Here is a 26,335-nt window from a genome sequence, read left to right as displayed (position 1 = left end):
AGCCATGATCAAACTCTTCAGTTCAATACTGCTTGGGTTTTGAGAAAACCCTAAACTTGGCTCAGCAATCGCAAATAAACTCTCGAATTCACGAGTGTTACTTGTGATGCTGATAATCAGTTGACTACCAGTCTTACCTCACAAGCACCCACACGAATTGCTTGATTCAGTTGTTAAAGAGCGTTTCGATCAAGTCTTTCGTCTCAACCGAGGCCGCGCATTCTACAGCAGCCTTTCTTACTGTCAAGCTGTTTTTCGAAAATCTCTTTTCTACTCAACCGCTTGCGCTTCCGATCCGATTCACTCTTCTCGTCAGCGGGAGCGCATTCTACAGCGTTCAAACTCGCTGTCAACACCTCCGATTCAGCCTCATTCGCCAGCGGCGAACTTCTCGAAGCGAACCCTTCCAGAACTTTCTCCAAGCACTTAACTCATTGACCTACAAGGAGTTTTGCTTGGCGACTGCGCCGGAAGTGGGGCGCATTATAGGGATGCAAAATCTGCCGTCAACAACTTTCTGAAGTCTTTTTACTCTGCAGCCAGAGATACACGCGCAAAGGACTTCTTGCCGGCCTGCAGCACGTGAGTCGCACCCAGCTTGAAGACGAAGCCGCGATCTACGACCTCGCCATCTACACGAACACCACCAGCACCCAGCAGATCACGAGCTACCGCAGCGTTCTTTACCAGGCCTGCCTTATTAAGGACGGACGCGATGGGCATATCTTCGGCAGCGGACAACTGAACCTCAGGCAGGTCGAGCGGCAGCTCGCCTTCCTTCATACGGTTGCCCGCCGAACGATGAGCCGAGGCTGCGGCCTCTTCGCCATGGAAGCGAGCCACGATCTCTTCAGCCAGCTTGATCTTGATGTCGCGTGGATTGGCGCCCGCTTCTACATCGCGCTTGAACTGCTCGATCTCTTCCATGGAGCGGAAGCTCAGCAGCTCGAAGTAGCGCCACATCAGCTGATCCGGAATGGACACCAGCTTGTTGTACATGACGCCCGGCGCTTCCTGGATACCTACGTAGTTGCCCAGGGACTTGGACATCTTCTTCACGCCATCCAGACCTTCCAGCAACGGCATGGTCAGGATGCACTGAGACTCCTGCCCATAGGCGCGCTGCAGTTCGCGACCCATCAGCAGGTTGAATTTCTGGTCGGTACCGCCAAGCTCCACGTCCGCACGCAACGCCACAGAGTCGTAACCCTGAACGAGCGGATAGAGGAACTCGTGGATCGCGATGGGCTGATTGGTGCTGTAGCGCTTGTTGAAGTCATCACGCTCGAGCATGCGCGCAACCGTGTACTGCGACGCGAGGCGAATGAAGTCAGCGGGACTCAGTTGGTCCATCCAGGTGGAGTTGAAGGCCACCTCGGTCTTGGCCGGATCGAGGATCTTGAACACCTGGGCCTTGTAGGTCTCGGCGTTATCCAGGACCTGCTCGCGAGTCAGCGGAGGGCGGGTAGCACTCTTGCCACTGGGGTCGCCGATCATCCCGGTGAAGTCACCGATCAGGAAGATCACCTGATGCCCCAGCTCCTGGAACTGGCGCAGCTTATTAATAAGGACGGTGTGCCCCAGGTGAAGATCAGGAGCAGTCGGATCGAAGCCCGCCTTGATACGCAGCGGCTGGCCACGCTTGAGCTTTTCGACCAGCTCGGATTCGACCAGGACCTCTTCCGCACCGCGCTTGATCAGCGCCAGCTGCTCTTCAACCGACTTCATGACAGGACTCGTAGACCATGGATAGACAAAGGGGAACCAACCATACAAGATCGCGAACTAATTACAAGTTTTGCGCCCAGCCCCATGCCAGTCAGCGGAAGGCACCAATCCAAGGTTGCCTAGGGCGGATTTTGATTATATTTTAGGCAGTTAGTTCATATTCCAAAAACACCACACGCCATGACGCATTCAGTACCTAAAGCGCCGCCGCCATACCCGAAGAGCCACTTGCTGGCTGCAAGCGGTGTGGCTGCGCTGCTCAGCCTGGCCCTGCTGGTGTTCCCGTCTCGCGAGGTCGAGGCGAAGAAGACCTACATCAACCTGGAGCTGGAGAACGGCTCGGAGATGGTGACCCAGGAGAAGGACGACCTCCGACAAGGTTCCGCTGCCGGGGATGAGAGTCTCTCGCCATTTGCCAAGATCGAGAACCCAGCCGAGAACCAGAACAGCGCCGAGAAAGACGCGGATAAGAAGAAAGAAGTAGCTACCGCTCCCGCTACCGTACAGACGCCTATCGATCCCAGTCTCAAGACTGCGACCGTGGGCAATGGCGACACTTTGTCCACGGTGTTTGCCAAGGTCGGCCTGTCCGCCAACGTTTTGCACGACGTCCTGAACAGCAGCAAGGACGCCAAGCAGCTGAGCCGCCTGAAGGTTGGCCAGAGCTTCGAGTTCAAGCTGAACCCCAAAGGTGAGCTCGAGAAGATCAGCACCAAGCTGAGCGGTCTCGAAAGCGTTCACCTCGAAAAGACTTCCAAGGGTTATGCCTTCAAGCGTGACCTGATCAAGCCGGAGCTCCGCTCGGCTTATGCTCGCGGCGTAATCGACAGCTCCCTGTTCCTGTCCGCCAAGCGCGCCGGTCTGTCCCATGACCTGACCATGGATCTGGCCAACATCTTCGGCTACGACATCGACTTCGCCCTCGACATCCGCGAAGGCGACGAATTCGAAATGATCTACGAAGAGAAAGTGGTCGAGGGCAAGAAAGTCGGTAGCGGGGAAATCCTCGCGGCTCGCTTTACCAACCGCGGCAAGACCTTCTCCGCTGTCCGCTACGTCGACAAGCAAGGCACCGCCAGCTATCTGCGCGGTGACGGCACTGCCATGCGCAAGGCCTTCATCCGCACCCCGGTGGACTTCGCACGGATCAGCTCGCGCTTCTCCAATGGCCGCCGCCATCCGGTCCTGAACAAGATCCGCGCTCACAAAGGCGTGGACTACGCAGCACCTCGTGGCACTCCGATCAAGGCCACCGGTGACGGCAAAATCGTCCTGGCAGGCCGACGCGGTGGCTACGGCAACGCCGTAATTATCCAACACGGCAGCAAATACAAGACGCTGTACGGCCACATGCAAGGTTTTGCCAAGGGTATTCGTACCGGTGGCAGCGTGAAGCAGGGCCAGATCATTGGCTACGTGGGTACTACCGGTCTCTCCACCGGCCCGCACCTGCACTACGAGTTCCAGGTGAACGGCGTGCACGTCGATCCGCTGGGCGTGAAGCTGCCCATGGCCGATCCGCTGATGGCCAGCGAGAAGAAGCGCTTCCTGCAAATGACCCAACCGCTGATGGCGCGGATGGATCAGGAAAAGGCCAGCATGCTGGCCTTGAACAAGCGCTGATCCGATGCCGCGCTACCTGGGGGTGATGTCCGGGACCAGCCTTGATGGCCTGGACATCGCCCTGGTCGAACAGACCGATCGCATCACCCTCCTCGATACCCATTACATCCCCATGCCCAGCTCGCTACGCAGCGAGCTGCTGGCACTCTGTGCCTCCGGCCCGGACGAACTGGCCCGTGCTGCACTGGCGGAAAACGGCTGGGTCGAATTGGCCGCTACCGGCATCAACGCCCTGCTGGTTCGCAACAACCTTGGCGCCAAGGACATTCGCGCCATTGGCAGCCACGGCCAGACAGTGCGCCACGAGCCCGCACGCGGCTTCACGATCCAGATCGGTAATCCAGCCCTGCTCGCTGAGCTGACCGGCATCACCGTGGTCGGCGACTTCCGCCGGCGCGATGTCGCCGCTGGCGGCCAGGGTGCGCCGCTTGTGCCGGCATTCCACGAATCGCTTTTCGGAGACGCCAACAGCCAGCGTGCTGTGCTCAACGTGGGTGGTTTCAGCAACCTGAGCCTCATCGAGCCCGGCAAACCGGTTCATGGATTCGATTGTGGTCCGGGGAACGTCTTGCTGGACGCCTGGATTCACCTCCAGCGCGGCGACAGCTACGACCGCAATGGCGACTGGGCGGCAAGCGGTACCCTGCAACAACGCTTGCTGGACACCCTCTCGGGTGATGCCTTCTTCACCACGCGTGGCCCCAAGAGCACCGGACGCGAGTTGTTCAATCTCGGCTGGCTCCAGTCCCACCTGGCTCGCCTTCCGAAATTCAAACCTGAGGATGTGCAGGCCACTCTGCTCGAGCTCACCGCCCGGAGCATCACCGATGCCCTCCGCGCTGCGCAGCCGAAGACCGACGACCTCCTGGTCTGTGGGGGCGGGGCTCACAACGGCCAGTTGATGCTGCGCCTCGCGGCCCTGCTACCCGGTACCCAGGTCCGAAGCACCGCAGATTTCGGCGTGGACCCGGACTGGGTCGAAGCCATGGCCTTTGCCTGGCTCGCACACTGCTGCCTCGAAGGGATTCCCACCAATCGCCCCAGCGTCACGGGCGCCAGGGGGCTGCGTATCCTCGGCGCGATCTACCCCGCCTGACCCGCAAGCGAAAACGCCGTGCCCAAGGGCACGGCGTTTGTTGAATTCGGGCGAGATTCAGATCGAGAAAGACGAACCGCAGCCGCAGGTGGTGGTGGCATTTGGGTTCTTGATCACGAAGCGCGAACCCTCGAGGCCTTCCTGGTAATCCACTTCGGCACCCGCCAAATACTGGAAGCTCATCGGGTCCACCACGAGGCTCACGCCGTCGCGCTCGACAATGGTGTCATCGTCAGACACGTCTTCATCGAAAGTGAAACCGTACTGGAAGCCCGAGCAGCCGCCACCGGTGACGAACACACGGAGTTTCAGGCGCGGGTTGCCCTCTTCATCGACCAGGTTCTTCACCTTGCTGGCCGCGCTATCGGTAAACATCAGGGCTGAAGGGGTGAAGGTTTCGACGCTCATGCTGCAACTCTCCCGGCTTGACGCCGCCATACTGCGCTAAGGCGAGGCATTATCCGCTTACCCTAGAAAACTGGTCAACTATTAAGCGATTTGACCCACGATAGGGATCAGAGTGCGGCGCCGGTGATACAGCTACCGGCGCCGCAGGCCATCAGGGCAGCAGAGCGGCGTGGGACAGGCCCAGGCGCTCCTCGAGGCCGAACATGATGTTGAGGTTCTGCACAGCCTGGCCGGACGCGCCCTTGACGAGGTTGTCGATGACCGACAGCACCACCACCAGGTCGCCGCCCTGGGGACGGTGGACCGCAATACGGCAAACGTTGGCGCCACGGACGCTGCGGGTTTCCGGGTGGCTGCCTGCCGGCATCACATCGACGAAAGGTTCGTTGGCGTAGCGCTTCTCGAACAGGGCCTGCAGGTCGACGGTCTTGTCCGCGACATTCGCGTAGAGGGTCGCGTGAATGCCACGGATCATCGGCGTCAGGTGCGGGACGAAGGTCAGGCCGACCGCGCCACCGGCAGCGCGACGCAGGCCCTGGCTGATTTCCGGCAGATGACGGTGTCCCTTCACGGAGTACGCCATCATGCTCTCGCCGGCTTCGCAGAACAGCGAGCCCACCTTGGCGCCACGACCCGCGCCGCTGACGCCGGATTTGCAGTCAGCGATCAGTTGCGTGGTGTCGGCCAGACCGGCCTCCAGCAGTGGAATGAACCCGAGCTGGGTAGCAGTCGGGTAGCAACCCGGGACAGCGATCAGGCGCGCGCCCTTGATGGCTTCGCGATTCACTTCCGGCAGGCCGTAAACGGCTTCCGACAGCAGCGCGGGCGCGCCGTGAGGCTGGCCGTACCATTTGGCCCACTCTTCAGCGTCCTGCAGGCGGAAGTCGGCGGAAAGGTCGATCACGCGAGTGCCGGCGTCCAGCAGTTCACCCGCCAGGGCATGAGCAACGCCGTGCGGCGTCGCGAAGAAGACCACGTCGCAGCCGCCCAACGTAGCCACATCAGGCACGCTGAACGCGAGGTTGTCGTAATGGCCGCGCAGGTTCGGATACATATCGGCGACCTTCACCCCAGCCTCGGATCGCGAGGTGATTACTGCGACCTCCGCGTGCGGATGCTGAGCCAGCAGACGCAGCAGTTCGACACCGGTGTAGCCCGTGCCGCCGACGATTCCGACCTTGACCATCACTTGCCCCTCAAAGAACCGATTGGAAAGCTGCCGATGATAAGGCCGCATCGGCCAGGGGCCAACCGCCGAGGTGACGTGCGGCCGCTCCAGCCACTACTATCCGGGCAATCTGCCTGATGGAAACCGTCCCATGCTCTATCTGTGGCTCAAGGCCCTGCACATCATTGCCATCGTCTGCTGGTTCGCTGGCCTGTTCTACCTGCCCCGTCTCTTCGTCTACCACGCCCAGGCCGAGGACGAACCCAGCCGCGAACGCTTCAAGATCATGGAGCGCAAGTTGTACCGCGGCATCATGGGCCCCTCGATGATCGCCACCCTGGTGTTCGGTATCTGGATGCTCTATCTCAACCCGGGCTGGCTCAGCCAGGGCTGGCTGCACGCCAAGCTCACCCTGGTCGTCCTTCTGATTGGCTATCACCACGCCTGCGGTTCGCTGCTCAAGCGCTTCGCGCGCGGAGAGAATCGCCGTGGGCACGTGTTCTATCGCTGGTTCAACGAAGTCCCGGTGCTGTTCCTGATCGCCATTGTCATCCTGGTGGTGGTCAAGCCCTTCTGACCCTGACAAGAGGAATGCCAGATGTCCCTGCCCGCCCTGCTCGAACAACGCCTGCGCTTGCCGATCGTAGCTGCGCCGATGTTCCTGGTGTCCAACCCCAAGCTGGTCCTGGCCTGCTGCAACAATGGCATCGTCGGCAGCTTTCCTGCGCTCAACCAGCGCGAGAGCAGCGGTTTCCGCGCCTGGCTCGACGAGATCGAAGCCTCGCTCGCAGCGGATGCAGCCCCCTATGCGGTGAACCTCATCGTCCACCACAGCAACCCACGGGTGCAGGCGGACCTGGCCATCTGCGTGGAGAAGCGCGTCCCGATCGTCATCACCAGCCTGGGCGCCGTGAAGGAAGTGGTCGATGCCGTGCATAGCTACGGCGGCTTGGTATTCCACGACGTGACCACCCGGCGCCACGCGGAAAAGGCCGCTGAAGCCGGTGTGGATGGCCTGATCGCGGTCGCTGCGGGTGCCGGCGGCCATGCCGGCACCTGGAGCCCGTTCGCGCTGATCGCCGAGATTCGCCAGTTCTTCGACAAAACGCTGCTGCTCGCCGGCTGCCTCAACCACGGTCACGAAATCTTCGCAGCACAGATGCTCGGCGCAGACCTGGCCTACCTCGGCACCCGCTTTATCGCCACCCAACAGAGCGACGCCGAAACCCGCTACAAGCAGATGATCCTCGACGCCCGAGCCGCCGACATCATCCATACGCCGGCCGTCTCCGGCGTTCCCGCCAGCTTCATGCGCCAAAGCCTGGAAGCGGCCGGCTATGACATGAAGCGCCTCGCCGACAAGGGCAGCATCGACTACGGCGAGAAACTGAAACCGGTCAGTGATGAAGCCAAGGCCTGGAAGACCGTCTGGTCAGCCGGCCAAGGCGTCGGCAACATTCGCGACCTGCCAACCGTGGACGAACTCATCGCCCGCCTCGACCAGGAATACCGCGCCGCTCGCGACAAGTCCGGGCAATTGGGCCAACGCTGGGCACGATGAGGCGACGCACCCTGCTCGGAATTGGTGCACTCGGCGCGCTGGGCATCTGGGTGGCGCGCCCGTCCGATCATGGCCGCCCCCACGATACCTACTTCGCACATCTGAACCAGCTACTGCGCGAAGACGGCGGCGGCATCCCGCAAATGGTCCTCGACCTTGACCGCCTGGACGCCAACGCCGACGTGCTTGCCGCCAGGCTGGGCCCACGCCCGCTGCGGCTGGTGGCCAAGTCACTGGCGTCCGGCGGATTGCTCGATTACCTGTCGCGCCGCCTGAACTGCACGCGCTTCATGGTTTTCCATCAACCGCAGCTGAACCAATTGGCTCGACTCTTCCCTGCGGCCGACCTGCTGCTCGGCAAACCCCTGCCCGCCGCCGCAGCCTTGGCCTTCTACCAGCAGTTACCCCATTACCGCGGATTCGATCCGAGCCATCAGGTGACCTGGCTGGTGGATAGCACCCAGCGCCTGCAGGAGTACGCCGAGCTGAGCCGCGCGCTTGGCCAGCCTCTGCAGGTTGCCCTGGAGATCGACATCGGCCTCGCACGCGGCGGATTCGCCACACCCCAGGAGCTGGCGAGCGCCCTTGCGCAGATGGAGGCGTCCGCGTCGCCGTTGAAACTGCGCGGGCTGATGGGATACGACGCCCAGGTCGCCCACGCGCCATTCTGGGTCGGCACGGACAAGGCGCTGAGTGAGAGCAACGCGCGCTATTGGGCATTCATCCAGGCAGCACGGACATCCCCGCTCTGGCCACGGGATTCCCTGCTGAATGGCGGCGGCAGTCAGACCTACCCGCTGCATGCCAGTGACGACAGCCCGTTGAACGAGGTAGCGGTGGGTTCCGCCCTGCTCAAACCTGCCGCTTTCGACAGTGAGTTGCTCCGGGAACACCACGCGGCCCTGTGGATAGCCAGCCCTGTGCTCAAGGTGCTCGATGGCGCCCTGCCCTATCTGGATAACCTCCAGGGCCTGCTGCGGGGCTGGAACCCCAATCGCCAGCACGCCCACTATCTTTACGGCGGCAACTGGCAGGCGAAACCTGTCTCCCCCGCCGGGCTCGCCTACGACAGCCTCTATGGCCGCAGCGCCAACCAGGAACGCCTGATCGGCTCCGGCGCCACGGGACTCGCGGTGGACGACTGGGTCTTCCTACGCCCCGAGCAATCCGAAGGCACCCTGGGTGAGTTCGCCGACCTGCGCCTGCTGCGCCGCGGCAATCTGGTCGGACGCTGGACCCCGCTGAGCCTGGCCTGAGGCCTGTTTTTGTGCGCCAGGCCGCTTGTGCCGTGGGCCAGAGCGCCATTACGCTGTGCCATCATTCTTTCTGTCGCTGACAAGGACGCCCGCATGACCGAAGCCCGCTTCAAAATCGTCTTCGACGGAGAGCCCATGCCCGGCGTGGCACTGGAGACCGTCAAGGAAAACCTCGCCCGCCTGTTCAAGAGCGACACCAGCAAGATCGACAGCCTGTTCGGTGGCCGTAGCGTCGCCCTGAAGCGCGATCTGGTGGAGGCCGAGGCCGACAAGTATCTCGCCGCACTGCAGCGCGCCGGCGCGAAGGTGCGCAAGGAGCAGGACGTTGCAGCCGGCCTGAGCCTGGTGGCCACGGAAGACCACCCAGACCCGGCCACCACTGTCGCCGCCGCAGAAGCCAGCTCTGGCACTGACAGCATGAGTTGCCCGAAATGCGGACACGAGCAGGCCAAGGCAGCAGAGTGCCAGGCCTGCGGAATCATCATCGACAAGTACCTGGCCCGTCAGGCGCAATTGGTGGAAGAACCTGCGGTGGTGAAAACGTCTGCTCCCAGCAACGAAGCGGCCTCTCCTTATGCGCCCCCTCGGGCACAGGTCGGTGAGCAGTTGCCGGAATTCGGGGAACTGAAAGTCCTCGGCACCAAAGGCCGGATCGGCCGGGTACGCTACCTCGGCTGGAGCATGGCGCTGATGCTGGCATTCCTGCCGATCGGCGGGGTGATCCTCGGCAGCTTCGCACTCTCCGACGCCCTGGCGGGACTGCTGACCCTGGTAGCCTGCCTTGCCCTGGTAGTGGTCAGCGTGTGCATCGGTGTGCAGCGCATCCACGATATCGGCTGGTCCGGCTGGCTCTGGCTGCTGAACTTCGTCCCCATCGTTGGCAGCGTGTTCGCCCTGCTGATGCTCTTCATGCCCGGCACTGATGGCCCCAACCGCTACGGCCCGCCGCCGCCACCCAACAGTCGTGCGGTAAAAGTGCTGGCATGGCTGATCATTTTGGTGCCGGTTATCGGTATAGTCGCCGCCATTTCGTTACCGGCCTACCAGGACTATCTGATGCGCGCCCAGATGGGCGATGCCGCTAGCTTCGAGCAGCCAGCCGATGCGCCCGCGCTCGAAGGCGAGTCCACAGAGTAAGCAACCTCCCGGGGCCGGCGATGTCCAACCCGGTCCTGTTATGGAGAACCCCAGATGCCTCGTTATGCCTTGATCACCGGCGCCTCCAGCGGTATTGGCCTGGCTCTGGCCGAGGCACTGGCGCGACGAGGCCGGCACCTGTTACTGGTCGCGCGGAATCGGGAAGCGCTCGAAAGCATCGCCTGTGAACTGACACAGCGTTTCGGCGTGGAAGTGCTGTTCCGCTATTGCGACCTCGCCGAACCCCTTCACGTATCCGGCCTGCTGATGGACCTGGAACAAGGCGAGTGGGAAATCGACCTGCTGGTGAACAATGCCGGCATCGGCTCCTCCGGTGCGTTCGTCGACCAGGACTGGGGACGCGAACAGGAACTGATCGAACTGAACATCCTTGCCCTCGCGCGACTCTGCCACGGCGTCGGCGGCCTGATGGCGCGACAGGGCGGCGGGCAGATCCTCAATGTCGCCTCGGTTGCGGGCTTCCAGCCCGGCCCCTGGATGAGCAGTTACTACGCAAGCAAGGCTTACGTCCTGAACTTTTCCGAAGGCTTGCGCGAGGAGTTGCGACCCGGCGGTGTGAAAGTCTCCGTGCTATGCCCAGGTCCGACCCGCACAGCCTTCTTCCGCGGCGCTCAGATGGAAGTCGGGAGCCTCGAAGGCAGCAAACTGATGATGACCCCGGAAGAAGTGGCGCTGATCACCGTGCGCGCGCTGGAAAAGAACCGCGCGATCATCATCCCCGGCTGGCGCAACCGGCTGGCCGCGCAGTTGCCGCGACTGGCACCACGCTGGCTGGTGCGTCGCCTGGTGGGCCGGATCAATCGCCGCTTCGCCCAGCCCTGACCCGCCTCAATCCGCCTTCACGCAACGCCCATCCGCCCACGCACGCAGGTTCGCCAACTGCTCGGCCATCAGCACCGAAAGCGGTGCCGTTCCCTTGAGCTCGCGTAGCAGCAGGGCTTGGTCAGCCGGGCATTGCTGGGCTTGTGACGCATAGAGCATTCCCACGACGGCCTGCTCGATCTCGGCGCCCGAAAAACCATCGCTGGCGGCTACCAGCTGATGCAGGTCGAACTGCGCCGGGTCCAGTTCGCGGCGAACGAGGTGGATGCGGAAAATTTCGGCACGAACCTCGGGCTGCGGCAGATCGACGAAGAACAGCTCGTCGAAACGGCCCTTGCGCAGCAACTCCGGCGGTAGGCGATCGATCGCGTTGGCGGTTGCGACCATGAACACCGGCGCCTTGCGCTCCGCCATCCAGGTCAGCAGGGTCCCCAGCACGCGCTGGCTCACACCGCCATCGTGGTCGCCGCTGGCCAGCCCCTTCTCCACCTCGTCCATCCACAACACACAAGGCGCCATCTGCTCGGCAAGCTTCAGGGCCTCGCGCAGGTTGCGTTCGGTCTCACCGAAAAACTTGTTGTACAGGCAGGCGAAGTCCAGGCGCAGCAGCGGCAAGCCCCAGAGTCCGGCCACGGCCTTGGCCGCCAGGCTCTTGCCACCGCCTTGCACGCCGACCAGTAGAACTCCCTTCGGCCGATCAACCGCCTTCTCGTCCACGACCGCAGCCTGACGTTCAGCCAGCCAGCGTTTGAGATTAGCCAACCCGCCTACTTCGGCGAACCGGGCGGTCTCGTATTCGAAGCTGAGAACGCCTTCAAGATCCAGCAACTGAAACTTGGCCTTGTTCAGGTCCGGCAGGTCCTCCTGGGTGATCGCACCGTCGTCGCAAATCACGTTGCGTGCCAGCGCGCGCGCCTCGCCATGGCTCATGCCGCGCAGGTTCTTCACCACCTGTTGCAGAGTACGGTTGTCGGTTCGGACCCGAGCGCCACGATTGCGCTCGCTCCAGCGTGAGGCCTCTTCCCGGACGATGCTCAACAGCTCGTCTTCGTTGGGCAGCGCCAGATCGAAGCGGGCGGCATAGCGCTGGACTTCCGGCGGCAGCTTCAGCGCATGGGACACCAGCACCAGCGTCGGCTTGTGATTGCCCTCCGCCATGGCCACCTCCTTGAGCAGGCGCACCACCTTGGGATTCTCGCCAAGGAACGGGTGCAGGTCGCACATGACATAGAGGTTCGGCTGCGGATCAGCCTTGATCAGCTTGAGCGCCGTTTCCGGTTCGCGACTGTCCGCTTCACCCAGGCTCTCGCCACCGAAACCCAGACGCTGCAGTCCTTCGCTGATGGCCCAGGTGAAAAGCCCCAGCCCCCGCTTGACCGCCAGGCTGGTGAGCGTTTCCAGCACCCGCCGTTCGTCCCATGACTCGATCAGGATCAGCTTCACGCGTGAATCCAGCACCAGGCCGAGGTCGTGGATATCGTTCTTCACACAGGCTCCTTGTGGACGTCGGCCAGCGCTGGCCGGGGCAATCGCTCACCGCTAAACTCGGGACTTCTTATATCAGGCCGGAGAAATCCCGTGGACTGTCTGTTCTGCAAAATCGCCGCCGGACAAATTCCCGCTCGCACACTCTACGAGGATGACCAGGTCGTCGCCTTCCACGACGTTGCGCCGCAGGCCCCCGTGCACTTCCTGGTAATCCCGAAGAAGCACATCCCCACCCTCACCGACCTCACCGAGGACGACAAGGCCCTGGTCGGACATATCGCCTACACCGCCCAGCGCCTGGCCAAGGAGCAAGGCTGCGAAGACGGCTTCCGTCTGGTGATGAACTGCAACGAACAGGGTGGCCAGACCGTCTTTCACATCCACATGCATGTGCTCGGCCAGCGCCAGATGCACTGGCCGCCGGGCTGACCCCATCGGCCGGGGCCTGATACCGGTCAAGCCTCGGTCATCCCCTTGCGCTAGAATGCCCGCCGATATTCCACGGAGGTGCCGCATGGCCAGCGAACGTTCCTATTCCCCCGCCGACCGCCTGTTGCTACAGGCCGATGCCGCGCTGCGTACGCTGCTGCCGTTCACCGGCCAGCCTTTCCGCCCCTCCCCTGCCGAAGGCCAGGCCGACGCCGAACTCAAACCCGAGGACGCTCGCCATATTGCCGGGCTGATGCGGATCAACCACACCGGCGAGGTCTGCGCCCAGGCGCTCTATCAGGGCCAGGCACTGACCGCCAAGTTGCCGGAAGTGCGCGAGGCCATGGAGCACGCGGCCGAAGAAGAAGTCGATCATCTGGCCTGGTGCGAACAACGCATTCGCGAACTCGGCAGCCGCCCCAGCGTCCTCAACCCGATTTTCTATGGCCTGTCCTTTGGTGTCGGCGCAGTAGCCGGCCTGATCAGCGACCGGATCAGCCTCGGCTTCGTCGCAGCCACTGAAGACCAGGTTTGCAAGCACCTCGACGAGCACCTGGAACAGCTGCCGGCCGAAGACGCCAAGTCGCGAGCTATCCTCGAGCAGATGCGTACCGATGAGGAACAGCATGCCAATAGCGCCCTGGAAGCGGGTGGCCTGCGCTTCCCGGCGCCGGTGAAGTTCGGCATGACGTTGCTGTCGAAGGTCATGACCAAGAGCACCTACCGGGTCTGAATCCCGCACATGAAAAAAGGGCGCCCTCGGGCGCCCTTTTCGTTTCCACCGCGAAACTGCCTCAGTGAGGCATGTTCCGCGCGTAGAAGATTTCCAGCATTTCGTGGCGCACTCGCTCTTCGACTTCCTTGCGCTGGGCAGGCGTCAGGTTGCGGGTGGCGTCACCGAACAGGTAGTTCTCCAGTTCGAAGTCCTTGAGCAGCATCTTCGTGTGGAACATGTTCTCCTGGTACACGTTGACGTCCGTCATCTGGTAGGCGTCCTGGGTGTCGTCGGAGAGGTAGTTCTGGATCGAGTTGATCTCGTGGTCGATGAAGTGCTTCTTGCCTTCCACGTCACGGGTGAAGCCGCGCACGCGGTAGTCCACGGTGACGATGTCCGAGTCGAACTGGTGGATCAGGTAGTTGAGCGCCTTCAGCGGGGAGATCACGCCGCAAGTGGAGACATCGATGTCCACCCGGAAGGTGGCGATACCCGACACCGGATGGATTTCCGGGTAGGTATGAACGGTGATGTGGCTCTTGTCGAGGTGAGCCAGAATGGTCTCCGGCAGCGGGCCCGGAGATTCCTCGATCTGGCTGTCGGTGGGGGTCACCGGCTGCTCGGAGATGAGGATGGTCACGCTCGCACCCTGGGGATCGTAATCCTGGCGGGCGATGTTGAGGATGTTCGCACCGATGATATCGACTACGTCGGTGAGGATCTGGGTCAGGCGTTCGGCGTCGTACTCTTCGTCGATGTACTGGACGTAGGCCTGCTGGTCCTCGGGGGTTTCCGCGTAGCAGATGTCATAGATGTTGAAGCTCAAGGTCTTTGTCAGGTTGTTGAACCCGTGGAGCTTGAGTTTGCTTTTCACCGTTGAGAGCTCTCTGTGCATATGCGGCTCTGCCGCGTGGTTGAGCATGCCCGTCAGAAGCGCACGACACTTCTGCGTAGGACGGTTTACACCTCTTCGCGTTGGCGATTGTGGTCGTAGGTTCGGAGCCCGATGCCCCGGAAATTGGAAGGGGGCGAATTATGCAGACGACGGGCGCCGTCTGCCAGAGTTTGCCGCGCAAATATGATGGCCGGATGTCTTCGGACAACCGGCCATCGGCCCAAGGTTCAGGGCGTTTTCACGATCGCGCGCGCTGGAACTGGTGCTCAGCCCAGCTCGACGATCTCGTAGTCATGGGTGATCTCGACGCCGGCACGGCCGAGCATGATCGAGGCCGAGCAGTATTTCTCGGCGGACAGTTCCACGGCGCGCTTGACCTGGGCTTCTTTGAGGCCGCGGCCCTTCACCACGAAATGCACGTGAATCTTGGTGAAGACCTTGGGGTCTTCGCTCGCGCGCTCGGCATCGAGGAAGGCCTCACAGCTTTCCACAGGCTGGCGGGATTTCTTCAGGATGCTCACCACGTCGAAGTTGGTGCAGCCGCCCAGGCCGAGAAGCAGCATTTCCATGGGACGCACGCCCAGGTTGCGACCACCGGACTCGGGCGGACCGTCCATCACCACCACATGGCCGCTGCCGGATTCGCCAAGGAACAGGGCTTCGCCCGCCCATTGGATGCGTGCTTTCATCGCCTGGAACTCCGCTCGGAAAAAGGTGCGGTAGCTTATCACAGCGCCTTTTCCACGCCGGGCCTCAAATAGTTCCCGAGCAGGTGATAGGTGCGTCGCAAAATCACATTGTCGAATGAGGGACCTCTGTTAAGCTGGCGCCGGATTACTGGCACACTTGGCCGGACAACTATTAGAAAATTGCCTGTTTGACAAAGGCTTACCTTCTCTTTTTCGGGACTCGGGCATGGTCGCAATTACCCTTACACCAAAAATAAAGAGCCTGGACAAAATACTCGCGCATTGTCACCGCCGCCGTTATACGGCCAAGAGCACCATCATCTATGCCGGTGACCGTTGTGAAACCCTCTTCTTCATCATCAAGGGCTCCGTCACCATCCTGATCGAGGACGACGACGGTCGCGAGATGATCATCGCCTACCTCAATGCCGGAGACTTCTTCGGCGAGATGGGCCTGTTCGAAAAAGAAGGGGCGGAGAAGGAGCGCAGCGCCTGGGTCCGCGCCAAGACAGAATGCGAAGTGGCTGAACTGAGCTACGCCAAGTTCCGCGAACTCACCCAGCAAGACCCGGAAATCCTCTATGCACTGGGCAGCCAGATGGCTGACCGCCTGCGCAACACCACGCGCAAGGTGGGTGACCTGGCCTTCCTCGATGTCACCGGCCGCGTTGCGCGCACCTTGCTCGACCTGTGCAAGCAGCCCGATGCCATGACCCATCCGGACGGCATGCAGATCAAGATCACGCGTCAGGAAATTGGCCGGATCGTCGGCTGCTCCCGCGAGATGGTCGGCCGCGTGCTCAAGAGCCTGGAAGAACAAGGTCTGGTGCACGTAAAGGGTAAGACCATGGTGGTCTTCGGCACCCGCTGAGAACCCGAAAGAAAAGGCTGTGTCTGCAGTAAGTGTTGCAAGTAGCTGCATTGCCCGTAGGAGCTGGCTTGCCAGCGAATGCCTCCTTATCGCTAGCAAGCTAGCTCCTACAAGGCGCCTGGACCGACTGTTGAATGCTGGCAACAGCTAACGCAGACATAGCCAAAGAAAAAGCCGGCGCAAGCCGGCTTTTTCATGTCTGGAGGAGCGAACCGGATCAATCCGGATCGATGCCCGCCACCACGCGGTTACGGTCGGGGAAGAACAGTCGGCCCAGCTCGACACCCGGCTCTTCAGCGCGCATGAACGCCTCGCCCACCAGGAATGCGTAAACACCGCTGACTTCCATCAGCTCCACGTCGGCGCGGTTGAGGATGCCGCTCTCGGTGATGACCAGGCGATCGCGCGGAATGCGCGGCAACAGGTCGAGGGTGTTTTCCAGACTGACCTCGAAGGTGTGCAGGTTGCGATTGTTGATGCCCACCAGCGGGGTGTCCAGGCAGTTCAACGCGCGATCCAATTCGTCACCGTCATGCACTTCCACCAGCACGTCGAGGCCGACGTCCTTGGCGGTGGCTGCCAGCTCCTTCATGCGTACGTCGTCCAGCGCAGACACGATCAGCAGGATGCAGTCGGCGCCAATGGCACGGGCTTCGACCACCTGGTAGGGGTCGATCATGAAGTCCTTGCGGATCACCGGCAGGGAGCAGGCGGCACGCGCCTCCTGCAGGTAGGCATCGGCGCCCTGGAAGAAGTCGACGTCGGTGAGCACCGACAGGCAGGCGGCACCGCCCGCTTCGTAACTCCTGGCGATCAGCGCAGGATTGAAGTTCTCGCGCAGTACGCCTTTGCTCGGCGAGGCTTTCTTCACTTCGGCGATCACCGCCGGCTCGTGGCGCTCGGCACGTTCCAGCAGCGCGCGGGCGAAACCACGGGGAGCGTCGGCGGAGCGCGCCAGCGCCTCGACCTCGGCCAGCGAAACGCGGGCACGACGCTCGGCCACTTCCTCGGCCTTGCGTGCCAGGATCTTCTCAAGAACGGTTGGGATGCTCACGCTTCATTCTCCACTCGGAACACCGCGGTAAAGGAGGCCAGTTCGTCCAGCTTCTCGCGGGCGAGGCCTGTGTGCAGAGCGTCCTGTGCCAGACGCACACCTTCTTTCAGGCTGGAGGCCAGGTCGGCGGCATAGAGCGCAGCGCCGGCATTCAGCACGATCATGTCGGCGGCCTTCTGGCCGTTTTCGGTCTTGCGCCTGCCCAGGGCATCACGGATCAGCTCCAGGGATTCCTGGGGGCTGCCGACGGTCAGGCCGATCAGGCTCTGGCTCTTGATGCCGAAGTCCTCTGGCTGGATCTGGTACTCGGTCACTTCGCCGTTCTTCAGTTCCGCGACATGGGTCGGCGCAGCGAGGCTCACCTCGTCCAGACCATCGCGCGAATGGACGACCAGAATGTGATCGCTGCCCAGGCGCTTGAGCACCTCGGCCAGCGGACGGCACAGCGCCTGGCTGAACACGCCCACCACCTGGTGCTTCACACCGGCCGGATTCGTAAGCGGGCCTAGCATGTTGAACAGGGTGCGCAGACCCAGCTCACGACGCGGACCGGCGGCATACTTCATGGCCTTGTGATGGACCTGGGCGAACATGAAGCCGACGCCGATGCTCTCGATGCAACGGGCGACCTGCTCGGGCTTGAGGTCAAGGTAGATGCCGGCGGCTTCCAGTACGTCGGCGCTGCCGGTCTTGCCGGAAACCGCGCGGTTGCCGTGCTTGGCGACCTTGCCGCCCGCCGCCGCGACAACGAAGGTGGCGGCGGAGGACACGTTGAAGATGTTGGCGCCATCGCCACCGGTACCGACCACATCCACCACGTGCTTGAGGGTGGACAGCTCGACGCGGACCGCCAGCTCGCGCATCACCGAAACGGCACCGACAATCTCCTCGATGGTCTCGCTCTTCATGCGCATGCCCATGAGGAACGCGCCGATCTGCGCATCAGTGCACTGGCCGGTCATGATCAGGCGCATCACGTCCTGCATTTCTTCGGTGGTCAGGTCCAGCTGGTTGACCACCCGGTTCAGGGCTTCCTTGATGTCCATCAGCGCACTCCGCCGGTCTGCTTGAGGAAGTTGGCCAAAAGTTCGTGGCCCTGTTCGGTAAGGATGGACTCCGGATGGAACTGCACACCCTCGATATTCAGCGTTTTGTGACGCAGCCCCATGATCTCGTCGACGCTGCCGTCGGCATGTTGGGTCCAGGCGGTCACTTCCAGCTCGTCGGGCAGGGTTTCCAGCTTCACCACCAGCGAGTGGTAGCGGGTGACCGTCAGCGGGTGGTTCAGGCCCTCGAAGACGCCCTGGTCCTTGTGGAACACCGGGCTGGTCTTGCCATGCATGGCCTGGCGCGCGCGCACCACGTCGCCACCGAAAGCCTGGCCGATGCTCTGGTGACCCAGGCAGACGCCGAGGATCGGCAGCTTGCCGGCGAAGTGGCGGATCACCTCCAGCGACACGCCCGCTTCGTTGGGCGTGCAGGGTCCGGGGGAGACCACAATGCGTTCCGGGTTCAGCGCCTCGATCTCGGCGATGGAGAGCTCGTCGTTGCGGATCACATGCACGTCCGCGCCCAGCTCACCGAGGTACTGCACCACGTTGTAGGTAAAGGAATCGTAGTTGTCGATCATCAGCAGCATGGTGCAATCCTCAGGCGTCGATCTTGGCGGTCTGTTCGGCGAGAGCCACGGCACGGAACATGGCGCGGCGCTTGTTCAGCGTCTCTTCCCATTCCAGAGCCGGGACCGAGTCGGCGACGATGCCGGCGCCGGCCTGTACGTGCAGTTCGCCGTCCTTGATGACCGCCGTGCGGATCGCGATGGCAGTGTCCATGTTGCCGTTCCAGGCCAGGTAGCCCACGGCGCCGCCGTAGACGCCGCGTTTGACCGGTTCGAGGTCGTCGATGATCTCCATGGCGCGGATCTTCGGTGCGCCGGAGAGGGTGCCGGCCGGCAGGATGGCGCGCAGCGCTTCCATTGCGGAGATGCCTTCCTTGAGCTGGCCGGTGACGTTGGAAACGATGTGCATCACGTTGGAGTAACGCTCGATCACCATCTTCTCGGTGACCTTGACGCTGCCCGTGTCGGCGACACGACCGACGTCGTTGCGGCCAAGGTCGATCAGCATCAGGTGCTCGGCGAGCTCCTTGGCATCGGAGAGCAGGTCTTCTTCCAGGGCGCGGTCGGCTTCCTCTGTCGCACCACGCGGGCGGGTGCCGGCGATCGGGCGCACAGTGACCAGGCCATCCTCTACGCGCACCAGCACCTCCGGCGAGCTGCCCACCACGTGGAAGTCACCGAAGTTGAAGAAGTACATATAAGGCGTGGGGTTGAAGCAGCGCAGGGCGCGGTACAGGTCGATGGGCGCAGCCTGGAAGGGAATCGACATGCGCTGGGAAATCACCACCTGCATGCAATCACCAGCCAGGATGTATTCCTTGATCTCGCGCACCGATTGCTCGTAATCCTCACGGCTGAAGCTGGAGCGGAAGTCCGGCTCGCCGCCGACCGGCATGCTCGGGTCCACGCCCAGGCGCGGTACCACCGGCTGGCGCAGCTTCTGGCGGATTTCCAGCAGGCGTGCCTGGCCCTGTTCATAGGCGTCGGGCTGACTCGGGTCGACCAGGACGATGGCGTGCAGCTTGCCCGCCAGGTTGTCGAAGACGATCACCGCGTCCGAGACCATCAGCAGGATGTCCGGAGTACCCAGCGGGTCGGGGTTCGGGCAGTTCGCCAGGCGCTTCTCGACGTAGCGCACACAGTCATAGCCGAAGTAACCCACCAGGCCGCCGTTGAAACGCGGCAGGCCGGCGATGGGCGCTACCTGATAGCGTTCCTTGAAGTCCTCGACGAATGCCAGCGGATCTTCGCAGTCGTGGGACTCCACTTCGACGTCATCGACGCTGACGCTGACCTTCAGGCCGTGGGCACGCAGCACGGTGCGGCTCTGCAGGCCGATGATGGAGTAGCGCCCCCATTTCTCGCCGCCCTGCACGGACTCCAGCAGGTAGGAGTACGGGGTATCAGCGAGCTTCAGGTAAAGGGACAGGGGGGTGTCGAAATCCGCCAGTGTTTCGAACGCAAGTGGAATGCGGTTAAAGCCTTCGGCGGCCAAACGCAGGAAATCTTCGCGGGTCATGATCAGCCTCATGGGGCGGGGAACCCCTTTTGAGGGGTTCCGGGAGATAAAGACGTCGGTGTGAAAGCGCGCCGGAGTATCCGGCCAGAATGAATTAGGCGCGCCAGCGCCAACGGGCGACGGCCTTGATGATCTTCATTCCGGCTCGTTCGAGCCAATGCTTACAGGGAACCACCACGTTTCTGTCTCGTTGAGGCGAATTGTCGGAGGAGTTGGGCGACATTAGCGCAGCGCCGTGGGCGGCGCAACCGCCGGGTAGCAGCTCTCGCAGGTCATCCACGACCAGCGCCGGCTCCTCTTCGGCGATGGGCCGGCCGTGGTTATAGCCGTAGCTCAGCGCCACGCATTTCACCCCGGCCGCCTTGGCGGCGAGCACGTCATTGCGCGAATCGCCGACGAACAATGCCTCGCTGCGGCTGACCCCGGTCATGTGCATCACATGGAGCAATGCAGCCGGATCGGGTTTCTGCTGCGGCAGCGTGTCGCCGGCGATGATCAGTGGGAAATAGCGGCCCAGCTTCATCTCGTCCAGCAAGGGAGCGACGAAGCGCTCGGGCTTGTTGGTGATCAGCGCCAGTTCCACGCCTGTCTTCTTCAGCCACTTCAGGGTTTCCGCCACACCGGGGTAAACGGTGGTCAGCGCATGGCTGTCGGCGTAGGCCTCCATGAACAGCTCCAGGCCGCGCTCGGCGTCGCTGTCATGCACGGTGGAATGATCGAGGCCGCCGGCCAGCGCGCGGCGCACCAGCACCCGGGCGCCGTTGCCGACCCACTCGCGGACCTGTTCGATGCCCGCCACCGGGCGCCCCAGGGCGACCAGCATGCGGTCGACGGCGGCGGCGAGGTCCGGCACGGAATCCACCAGGGTCCCGTCCAGATCGAACATCACCAGGCGTGGCAGGCGCCCATCGAACAGCCGGTGCAACGTTCCCATATCAGACCCGGGCCAGCTCGGCGCGCATGGCAGCAATGACCTCGGCGTAGTCCGGCGTATTGAAGATGGCCGAGCCGGCGACGAAGGTGTCGGCGCCTGCGGCGGCGATCTCGCGGATGTTCTTCACGTTGACGCCACCGTCGATCTCCAGGCGGATGTCACGACCGGAGGCATCGATCAGGGCGCGGGCCTCGCGCAGTTTGTCGAGGGTACCGGGAATGAACTTCTGCCCGCCGAAGCCGGGGTTGACGCTCATCAGCAGGATCATGTCGACCTTGTCCATCACGTACTTCAGCACGTCCAGAGGAGTGGCCGGATTGAACACCAGGCCGGCCTTGGCACCGCCGTCACGGATCAGTTGCAGGGAACGATCGACGTGCAGAGTGGCTTCCGGGTGGAAGGTGACGTAAGTGGCACCGGCTTCGATGAAGTCGCCGATGATGCGGTCCACGGGCGAAACCATCAGGTGCGCGTCGATGGGCGCGGTGATCCCGTACTTGCGCAGCGCCGAGCAGACCATCGGGCCGATGGTCAGGTTGGGTACGTAGTGGTTGTCCATCACGTCGAAGTGAACGATGTCGGCGCCGGCGGCGAGAACGTTCTCCACTTCCTCACCCAGGCGGGCGAAATCGGCGGAAAGGATCGACGGTGCGATGGCGAAGGGCTGCATGGCTGACCTCGGGGCAGAATCACGGTGGCGCGAATTGTAGCCGGGATGAATGGCGCGCGGGGATTCGACCGATGACTGAGGCGGCACGCAAAAAAAAGCCCGCGAAAGCTCGCGGGCCGGGAAGGTTGGAGACTTTTTACTCCGGCACGGAGGTGCGCATGCGCTCGCTGCGGCCGCGCAGCCACTCCAGCACCAGCAGCAGCGCGATGGAGAAACCGATCAGCAGGGTCGCGGCGGCGGCGATGGTGGGGCTGAGGTTCTCGCGGATACCGCTGAACATCTGGCGTGGCAGGGTGGCCTGCTCGGGTCCGGCGAGGAACAGGGTCACCACCACTTCGTCGAAGGAGGTGGCGAAGGCGAACAGCGCCCCCGAGATCACCCCCGGTGCAATCAGCGGCAGGGTCACCTTGAAGAACGCGGTCAGCGGCGGCGCGCCGAGGCTGGCGGCAGCACGCACCAGGTTGTAGTTGAAGCCCTGCAGGGTCGCCGACACCGTGATGATCACGAACGGCACGCCCAGCACCGCATGCACCAAGATCAGCGACAGGTAGCTGTTACCCAGGCCCAACGGGGCGAAGAACAGGTAGCTGGCCACACCGATGATCACCACCGGAACCACCATCGGCGAAATCAGCAGGCTCATGACCAGAGCCTTGCCGCGGAACTCGCCTCGGGTCAGGCCGATGGATGCCAGGGTGCCGAAGACCATCGCCAGCACGGTCGCCGCCGGGGCGACGATCATGCTGTTGGTCAGCGAGCGCATCCACTCCGCCGAGTTGAAGAAGTCGGCGTACCAGCGTAGGGAGAAGCCCTGCAGCGGGTAGACCAGGAAGGTGCCGGAGTTGAACGACAGCGGAATGATCACCAGCACCGGCAGGATCAGGAACAGCAGCACCAGGCCGCAGAGGCCGCGCAGCGTGTAGAACCACAGGCGCTCGATCGGGGACATGTAGGGACTCAGCATTTTCTTGTTCTCCTCAACCGAGACGCAGGCGGCCAGCGCCCACCAGCCAGCTGTAGACCACGTAGAGGATCAGGGTGGCGAACAGCAGCATGCCGCCCAGGGCCGTGGCCATGCCCCAGTTGATGGTGGTGTTGGTGAAGAAGGCGACGAAATAGCTGACCATCTGGTCGTTCGGGCTGCCCAGCAGTGCCGGCGTGATGTAGTAGCCGATGGACAGGATGAACACCAGCAGGCACCCGGCACCTACGCCCGCCACGGTCTGCGGGAAGTACACCTTCCAGAAGCTGGCGAAGGGGTGGCAGCCGAGGGAGATCGCCGCACGCATGTAGCTGGGGGAAATGCCCTTCATCACGCTGTAGATCGGCAGGATCATGAACGGCAGCATGATGTGCACCATGGCGATGTAGACGCCGGTGCGATTGAACACCAGCTGCAACGGCTGGTCGATCAGGCCGAGCTTGAGCAGCGCGCCGTTGATCAGGCCACCGGACTGCAACAGCACGATCCACGCTGCCACACGCACCAGGATGGAGGTCCAGAACGGCAGCAGCACCAGGATCATCAGCAGGTTGCTCTTGCGCGTCGGCAGGTTGGCCAGCAGGTATGCCAGCGGATAGGCGAGCAACAGGCAGATCACAGTGATCACCGCGCCCATCCAGAAGGTACGGGCGAAGATATCCAGGTAGATGGCCTGGTCCGGGGTGGCCAGGGCCACTTCGCCCAGGTCGTCGATGCGATGGTCGAGGGCGGCCAGCAAGTAATAGGGGGTCAGGTGGCTGGCGTTACGGCGAATCGCCTGCCAGTACGCGGGGTCGCCCCAGCGCTCGTCCAGGGTTTCCAGCGCGTCCTTGTAGGAGGCCGGTTCGGTCTTGAACGGCAGGGCGCGGGCAGTCTTGGCCATCAGGCTGCGGTAGCCGGCCAGTTCCATGTTCAGGCGTTTGGAAAGGTCGCCGATAGTCTGGTTCTTGCGCGCCGCAGCGAGGTCTTCGGCCAGGGCCTTGTACACCGGCTCGGCGGGCAGCGCCTTGCCGTCCCAGCTGGAAATGGCCTCGACCGTACGCGGCATGGAGCCGACCACTTCCGGGTTGTTCACGCTCTTGTAGAGCAGCGCGCCAATGGGCACCAGGAAGGTCAGCAGGAGGAAAATCAGCAGCGGCAGGATCAGCGCCTGGGACTTCAGGCGGTTCATCCGCTCGGCTCGGGCGAGGCGCTGCTTGAGGCTGGGGCCGGCGACCTCGTTCAGGGGCACTGCAGTGGCCATGGCGAACTCCGTTGAAACAGGGTTGAACGTTCAGGCCCTAAGGCCAGGGTGAGGAAGAATCCCCCTCACCCCCAGCCCCTCTCCCACAGGGAGAGGGGGGGTACACAGGCGGACTTACTTGGCCGCCCAGGAGTTGAAGCGTTGCTCCAGTTGCTCGCCGTAGTCAGCCCAGAAGGTGACGTCCATGGCGACCTGGTCCTTGATGTTTTCCGGAGTGGTCGGCATGTCCTTCAGCAGGCCCTTGTCCAGCAGCGGCACCGCCTGGGTGTTGGCCGGACCGTAGGCGATGTTCTCGGAGTAGATCTTCTGCTGCTCGGGCTTGACCGAGAAGGCGATGAACTCCTTGGCCTTGTCGGCATCCTTGGCGCCCTTCGGGATGGCCCAGGAGTCGAAGTCGTAGATACCGCCGGTCCACACGACTTTCAGGTTGCTTTCCTTCTGCACCGCAGCGATGCGGCCGTTGTAGGCAGAGCTCATGACCACGTCACCCGAGGCGAGGAACTGCGGCGGCTGGGCGCCGGCTTCCCACCACTGGATGCTCGGCTTGATCTCGTCGAGCTTCTTGAAGGCGCGATCCTGGCCTTCCTTGGTGGCCAGCACGGTGTAGACGTCCTTGGGCGCAACGCCATCGGCCATCAGGGCGAATTCCAGGGTGTACTTGGCGCCCTTGCGCAGGCCGCGCTTGCCGGGGAATTTGTTCACGTCCCAGAAATCGGCCCAGCTGGTGGGGGCGGACTTCAGCTTGTCGGCGTTGTAGGCCAGCACGGTGGACCACACGAAGAAGCCGACGCCGCAAGGCTGGACGGCGCCGGGTACGAAGTCTTCAGCCTTGCCGAACTGGGCAGCGTCCAGCTCTTCGAACAGACCTTCGTCACAGCCGCGGGACAGCTCGGGCGACTCCACTTCCACCAGGTTCCAGGAGACGCTGTTGGTGTCGACCATGGCCTTCACCTTGGCCATTTCACCGTTGTATTCGCCTGCGATGATCTTGTTGCCGGTGCTCTGCTGGTAGGGCTCGTAGAACGCCTTGACCTGCGCATTCTTGTTGGCGCCACCGAAGGACACCACGGTCAGGTCGGCAGCCATTGCCTGGGTGGCGCAGGCCAACCCGAGGGCGATGGCGGTGAGTTTCAGGGATTTCGACATTGTTATTTTCTCCACAGTGCAGGGTTGCTAATGCCTTGGTGCCGCCGCGTCATTCCGCCAGAAGCGGGTCCAGTGCGCGGACGTGCTCCACTTGCCAGCCGAGCGGCACCACATCGCCTACCGCCAGTGCGGGGTCGAGCTCAGCAATAGGTTGCTTGACGAAGAAATCGGGCTTGCCACAGACCTCCATGCGGATACGCACGTGGTCGCCCAGGTAGATGAACTCGGCGACGCGCCCGGAGAAACGGTTCACGCAGCTCTCGCTGTGACCGTTGATGCGTACGCGCTCGGGGCGGATCGACAGGGTCACCGGCTCGCCCGGCTGGCCGACGTTGATCGCCAGGGCCTCGACCTTCTCACCACGGCCCAGACGCACGACGCAGCGCTCGCCATCGCGGCTTTCCAGCTGGCCGTTCAGGCGATTGTTCTCACCGATGAAGTTGGCCACGAAGGTGTTCTTCGGCAGTTCGTAAAGCTCGCGCGGCGGAGCGATCTGCTGGATCTCGCCCTGGTGGAACACCGCGACGCGGTCGGACATGGTCAGCGCTTCGCCCTGGTCGTGGGTCACGTAGACCACGGTGACGCCCAGGCGTTGATGGATGTGTTTGATCTCCATCTGCATGTGTTCGCGCAGCTGCTTGTCCAGTGCACCGAGGGGCTCGTCCATCAGGACCAGCTGGGGCTCGAACACCAGGGCGCGGGCCAGGGCGACACGCTGCTGCTGGCCACCGGAAAGCTGGCCGGGGTAGCGGTTGCGGAAGGTATCCAGCTGCACCATGGAGAGCGCACGCTTGACCCGCTCGCTGGCGTCGGTCTTGCTCATGCCGCGCACCGAGAGCGGGAAGGCCAGGTTCTCGGCCACCGTCATGTGCGGGAACAACGCATAGTTCTGGAACACCATGCCAATGTCGCGCTTGTGCGGGGGTACGTTGTTGATGGAGCGACCGGCCAGCAGAATCTCGCCGCTGGTGGGGGTTTCGAACCCGGCGAGCATCATCAGGCTGGTGGTCTTGCCGGAGCCGGACGGCCCGAGCAGGGTGAGGAATTCGCCTTTGCGAATATCCAGGTTGAGGTCTTTGACGATCAGGGTCTCGCCGTCGTAGCTCTTCTGCACGCCGCGAAAGCTGACCAGGATGTCGTTGCCTTGTGTCTCGGCCATAACCGCACCTTTGTTTTTGTGTCTGCCGTAGAGGAAAGCGTAGAGAACGCGGCAAACCACGCAAATCGGGCGGTATGAGAGATTGCTATAAGGCTTGGAGAGG

26 protein-coding genes are annotated in these 26,335 nt (G+C 62.7%); 10 read left to right on the top strand and 16 right to left on the bottom strand.

Annotation, left to right across the window (positions count from 1 at the left end):
• Positions 1 to 528 precede the first annotated feature (528 nt).
• Positions 529 to 1,728: a tyrosine--tRNA ligase gene (gene tyrS, locus DM872_RS03495; RefSeq protein ID WP_179058146.1), complete on the bottom strand. Its 1,200-nt coding sequence runs from the start codon at positions 1,726 to 1,728 to the stop codon at positions 529 to 531.
• Between the two features lie 180 nt (positions 1,729 to 1,908).
• Between tyrS and DM872_RS03490 the strand changes: the two genes are divergently transcribed.
• The gene (locus DM872_RS03490) at positions 1,909 to 3,351 is read left to right on the top strand and encodes a peptidoglycan DD-metalloendopeptidase family protein (RefSeq protein WP_179058145.1); all 1,443 of its coding nucleotides are present in this window, start codon (positions 1,909 to 1,911) and stop codon (positions 3,349 to 3,351) included.
• A gap of 4 nt (positions 3,352 to 3,355) precedes the next feature.
• Positions 3,356 to 4,447, top strand: coding sequence for an anhydro-N-acetylmuramic acid kinase (locus tag DM872_RS03485; RefSeq protein WP_179058144.1), 1,092 nt, complete (start codon positions 3,356 to 3,358; stop codon positions 4,445 to 4,447).
• A gap of 57 nt (positions 4,448 to 4,504) precedes the next feature.
• Here the strand turns inward: DM872_RS03485 and erpA are convergent, their stop codons facing one another.
• Positions 4,505 to 4,855 (bottom strand): iron-sulfur cluster insertion protein ErpA, encoded by a 351-nt coding sequence (gene erpA, locus DM872_RS03480; RefSeq protein WP_179058143.1) that lies wholly within the window; start codon positions 4,853 to 4,855, stop codon positions 4,505 to 4,507.
• Between the two features lie 151 nt (positions 4,856 to 5,006).
• The gene (gene argC / locus DM872_RS03475) at positions 5,007 to 6,041 is read right to left on the bottom strand and encodes an N-acetyl-gamma-glutamyl-phosphate reductase (protein WP_179058142.1); all 1,035 of its coding nucleotides are present in this window, start codon (positions 6,039 to 6,041) and stop codon (positions 5,007 to 5,009) included.
• A 133-nt stretch (positions 6,042 to 6,174) separates the two neighbouring features.
• On the opposite strand from argC, the gene hemJ reads away from it, so the two are divergent.
• The 5 genes from hemJ to DM872_RS03450 all read left to right on the top strand — a co-directional run bounded on the left by hemJ (position 6,175) and on the right by DM872_RS03450 (position 10,820).
• On the top strand, positions 6,175 to 6,600 hold the full coding sequence (gene hemJ, locus DM872_RS03470; protein ID WP_179058141.1) for a protoporphyrinogen oxidase HemJ: 426 nt from the start codon (positions 6,175 to 6,177) through the stop codon (positions 6,598 to 6,600).
• A gap of 21 nt (positions 6,601 to 6,621) precedes the next feature.
• The gene (locus DM872_RS03465) at positions 6,622 to 7,584 is read left to right on the top strand and encodes an NAD(P)H-dependent flavin oxidoreductase (protein ID WP_179058140.1); all 963 of its coding nucleotides are present in this window, start codon (positions 6,622 to 6,624) and stop codon (positions 7,582 to 7,584) included.
• Positions 7,581 to 8,840 (top strand): alanine racemase, encoded by a 1,260-nt coding sequence (locus DM872_RS03460; RefSeq protein ID WP_179058139.1) that lies wholly within the window; start codon positions 7,581 to 7,583, stop codon positions 8,838 to 8,840. The genes DM872_RS03465 and DM872_RS03460 overlap by 4 nt, the downstream gene beginning before the upstream one ends.
• A 93-nt stretch (positions 8,841 to 8,933) precedes the next feature.
• Complete coding sequence (locus DM872_RS03455) at positions 8,934 to 9,977, top strand: DUF805 domain-containing protein (RefSeq protein WP_179058138.1); 1,044 nt, start codon at positions 8,934 to 8,936, stop codon at positions 9,975 to 9,977.
• Between the two features lie 54 nt (positions 9,978 to 10,031).
• A complete protein-coding gene (locus DM872_RS03450; protein WP_179058137.1) occupies positions 10,032 to 10,820 on the top strand; it encodes an SDR family NAD(P)-dependent oxidoreductase in 789 nt (262 codons plus the stop codon).
• Positions 10,821 to 10,826: 6 nt separating this feature from the next.
• Here the strand turns inward: DM872_RS03450 and DM872_RS03445 are convergent, their stop codons facing one another.
• Positions 10,827 to 12,308 (bottom strand): AAA family ATPase, encoded by a 1,482-nt coding sequence (locus tag DM872_RS03445; RefSeq protein ID WP_179058136.1) that lies wholly within the window; start codon positions 12,306 to 12,308, stop codon positions 10,827 to 10,829.
• 90 nt (positions 12,309 to 12,398) lie between these two features.
• Between DM872_RS03445 and DM872_RS03440 the strand changes: the two genes are divergently transcribed.
• Positions 12,399 to 12,737: a histidine triad nucleotide-binding protein gene (locus tag DM872_RS03440; protein ID WP_179058135.1), complete on the top strand. Its 339-nt coding sequence runs from the start codon at positions 12,399 to 12,401 to the stop codon at positions 12,735 to 12,737.
• A gap of 85 nt (positions 12,738 to 12,822) precedes the next feature.
• Positions 12,823 to 13,470 carry a 2-polyprenyl-3-methyl-6-methoxy-1,4-benzoquinone monooxygenase gene (gene coq7, locus DM872_RS03435; RefSeq protein WP_077522756.1) on the top strand — a complete coding sequence of 216 codons (648 nt, stop codon included), beginning with the start codon at positions 12,823 to 12,825 and terminating at the stop codon, positions 13,468 to 13,470.
• A gap of 61 nt (positions 13,471 to 13,531) precedes the next feature.
• Here coq7 and speD read toward each other — a convergent pair whose 3' ends face one another.
• Together speD and DM872_RS03425 are read right to left on the bottom strand one after the other, a co-directional pair.
• A complete protein-coding gene (gene speD, locus DM872_RS03430) occupies positions 13,532 to 14,326 on the bottom strand; it encodes an adenosylmethionine decarboxylase (RefSeq protein WP_179058134.1) in 795 nt (264 codons plus the stop codon).
• A gap of 287 nt (positions 14,327 to 14,613) precedes the next feature.
• Positions 14,614 to 15,036, bottom strand: a complete 423-nt coding sequence (locus tag DM872_RS03425; RefSeq protein WP_179058133.1) for an OsmC family protein — start codon at positions 15,034 to 15,036, stop codon at positions 14,614 to 14,616.
• Positions 15,037 to 15,262: 226 nt separating this feature from the next.
• Here DM872_RS03425 and crp point away from each other — a divergent pair, with 226 nt between their 5' ends.
• Complete coding sequence (crp, locus tag DM872_RS03420; RefSeq protein WP_028631060.1) at positions 15,263 to 15,907, top strand: cAMP-activated global transcriptional regulator CRP; 645 nt, start codon at positions 15,263 to 15,265, stop codon at positions 15,905 to 15,907.
• Positions 15,908 to 16,124: 217 nt separating this feature from the next.
• On the opposite strand, the gene trpC is transcribed toward crp, so the two are convergent.
• The 10 genes from trpC to DM872_RS03370 form a co-directional block, all read right to left on the bottom strand.
• A complete protein-coding gene (trpC, locus tag DM872_RS03415) occupies positions 16,125 to 16,961 on the bottom strand; it encodes an indole-3-glycerol phosphate synthase TrpC (RefSeq protein WP_179058132.1) in 837 nt (278 codons plus the stop codon).
• A complete protein-coding gene (trpD, locus tag DM872_RS03410; protein WP_077522748.1) occupies positions 16,958 to 18,007 on the bottom strand; it encodes an anthranilate phosphoribosyltransferase in 1,050 nt (349 codons plus the stop codon). The genes trpC and trpD overlap by 4 nt, the downstream gene beginning before the upstream one ends.
• On the bottom strand, positions 18,007 to 18,600 hold the full coding sequence (locus DM872_RS03405) for an aminodeoxychorismate/anthranilate synthase component II (protein ID WP_179058131.1): 594 nt from the start codon (positions 18,598 to 18,600) through the stop codon (positions 18,007 to 18,009). Before DM872_RS03405 ends, trpD begins: the two co-directional genes overlap by 1 nt.
• A gap of 10 nt (positions 18,601 to 18,610) precedes the next feature.
• Positions 18,611 to 20,098, bottom strand: coding sequence for an anthranilate synthase component I (trpE, locus tag DM872_RS03400; RefSeq protein WP_179058130.1), 1,488 nt, complete (start codon positions 20,096 to 20,098; stop codon positions 18,611 to 18,613).
• A 94-nt stretch (positions 20,099 to 20,192) separates the two neighbouring features.
• On the bottom strand, positions 20,193 to 21,032 hold the full coding sequence (locus tag DM872_RS03395) for a phosphoglycolate phosphatase (RefSeq protein WP_179058129.1): 840 nt from the start codon (positions 21,030 to 21,032) through the stop codon (positions 20,193 to 20,195).
• A 1-nt stretch (position 21,033) separates the two neighbouring features.
• Positions 21,034 to 21,702 carry a ribulose-phosphate 3-epimerase gene (rpe, locus tag DM872_RS03390; RefSeq protein WP_179058128.1) on the bottom strand — a complete coding sequence of 223 codons (669 nt, stop codon included), beginning with the start codon at positions 21,700 to 21,702 and terminating at the stop codon, positions 21,034 to 21,036.
• 136 nt (positions 21,703 to 21,838) lie between these two features.
• A complete protein-coding gene (locus DM872_RS03385) occupies positions 21,839 to 22,666 on the bottom strand; it encodes an ABC transporter permease (RefSeq protein WP_179058127.1) in 828 nt (275 codons plus the stop codon).
• Between the two features lie 13 nt (positions 22,667 to 22,679).
• Positions 22,680 to 23,927 carry an ABC transporter permease gene (locus tag DM872_RS03380; RefSeq protein ID WP_179058126.1) on the bottom strand — a complete coding sequence of 416 codons (1,248 nt, stop codon included), beginning with the start codon at positions 23,925 to 23,927 and terminating at the stop codon, positions 22,680 to 22,682.
• Between the two features lie 114 nt (positions 23,928 to 24,041).
• Positions 24,042 to 25,073, bottom strand: a complete 1,032-nt coding sequence (locus DM872_RS03375) for an ABC transporter substrate-binding protein (protein ID WP_077520866.1) — start codon at positions 25,071 to 25,073, stop codon at positions 24,042 to 24,044.
• 49 nt (positions 25,074 to 25,122) lie between these two features.
• Positions 25,123 to 26,232, bottom strand: a complete 1,110-nt coding sequence (locus DM872_RS03370) for an ABC transporter ATP-binding protein (protein ID WP_179058125.1) — start codon at positions 26,230 to 26,232, stop codon at positions 25,123 to 25,125.
• Positions 26,233 to 26,335: the final 103 nt, after the last annotated feature.

Source organism: Pseudomonas taiwanensis (assembly GCF_013393345.1).
Lineage (GTDB): Bacteria > Pseudomonadota > Gammaproteobacteria > Pseudomonadales > Pseudomonadaceae > Metapseudomonas > Metapseudomonas resinovorans_C.
The sequence above is the reverse complement of the archived record's forward strand: the minus strand, read 5'-3'. Positions and strand labels throughout refer to the sequence as shown.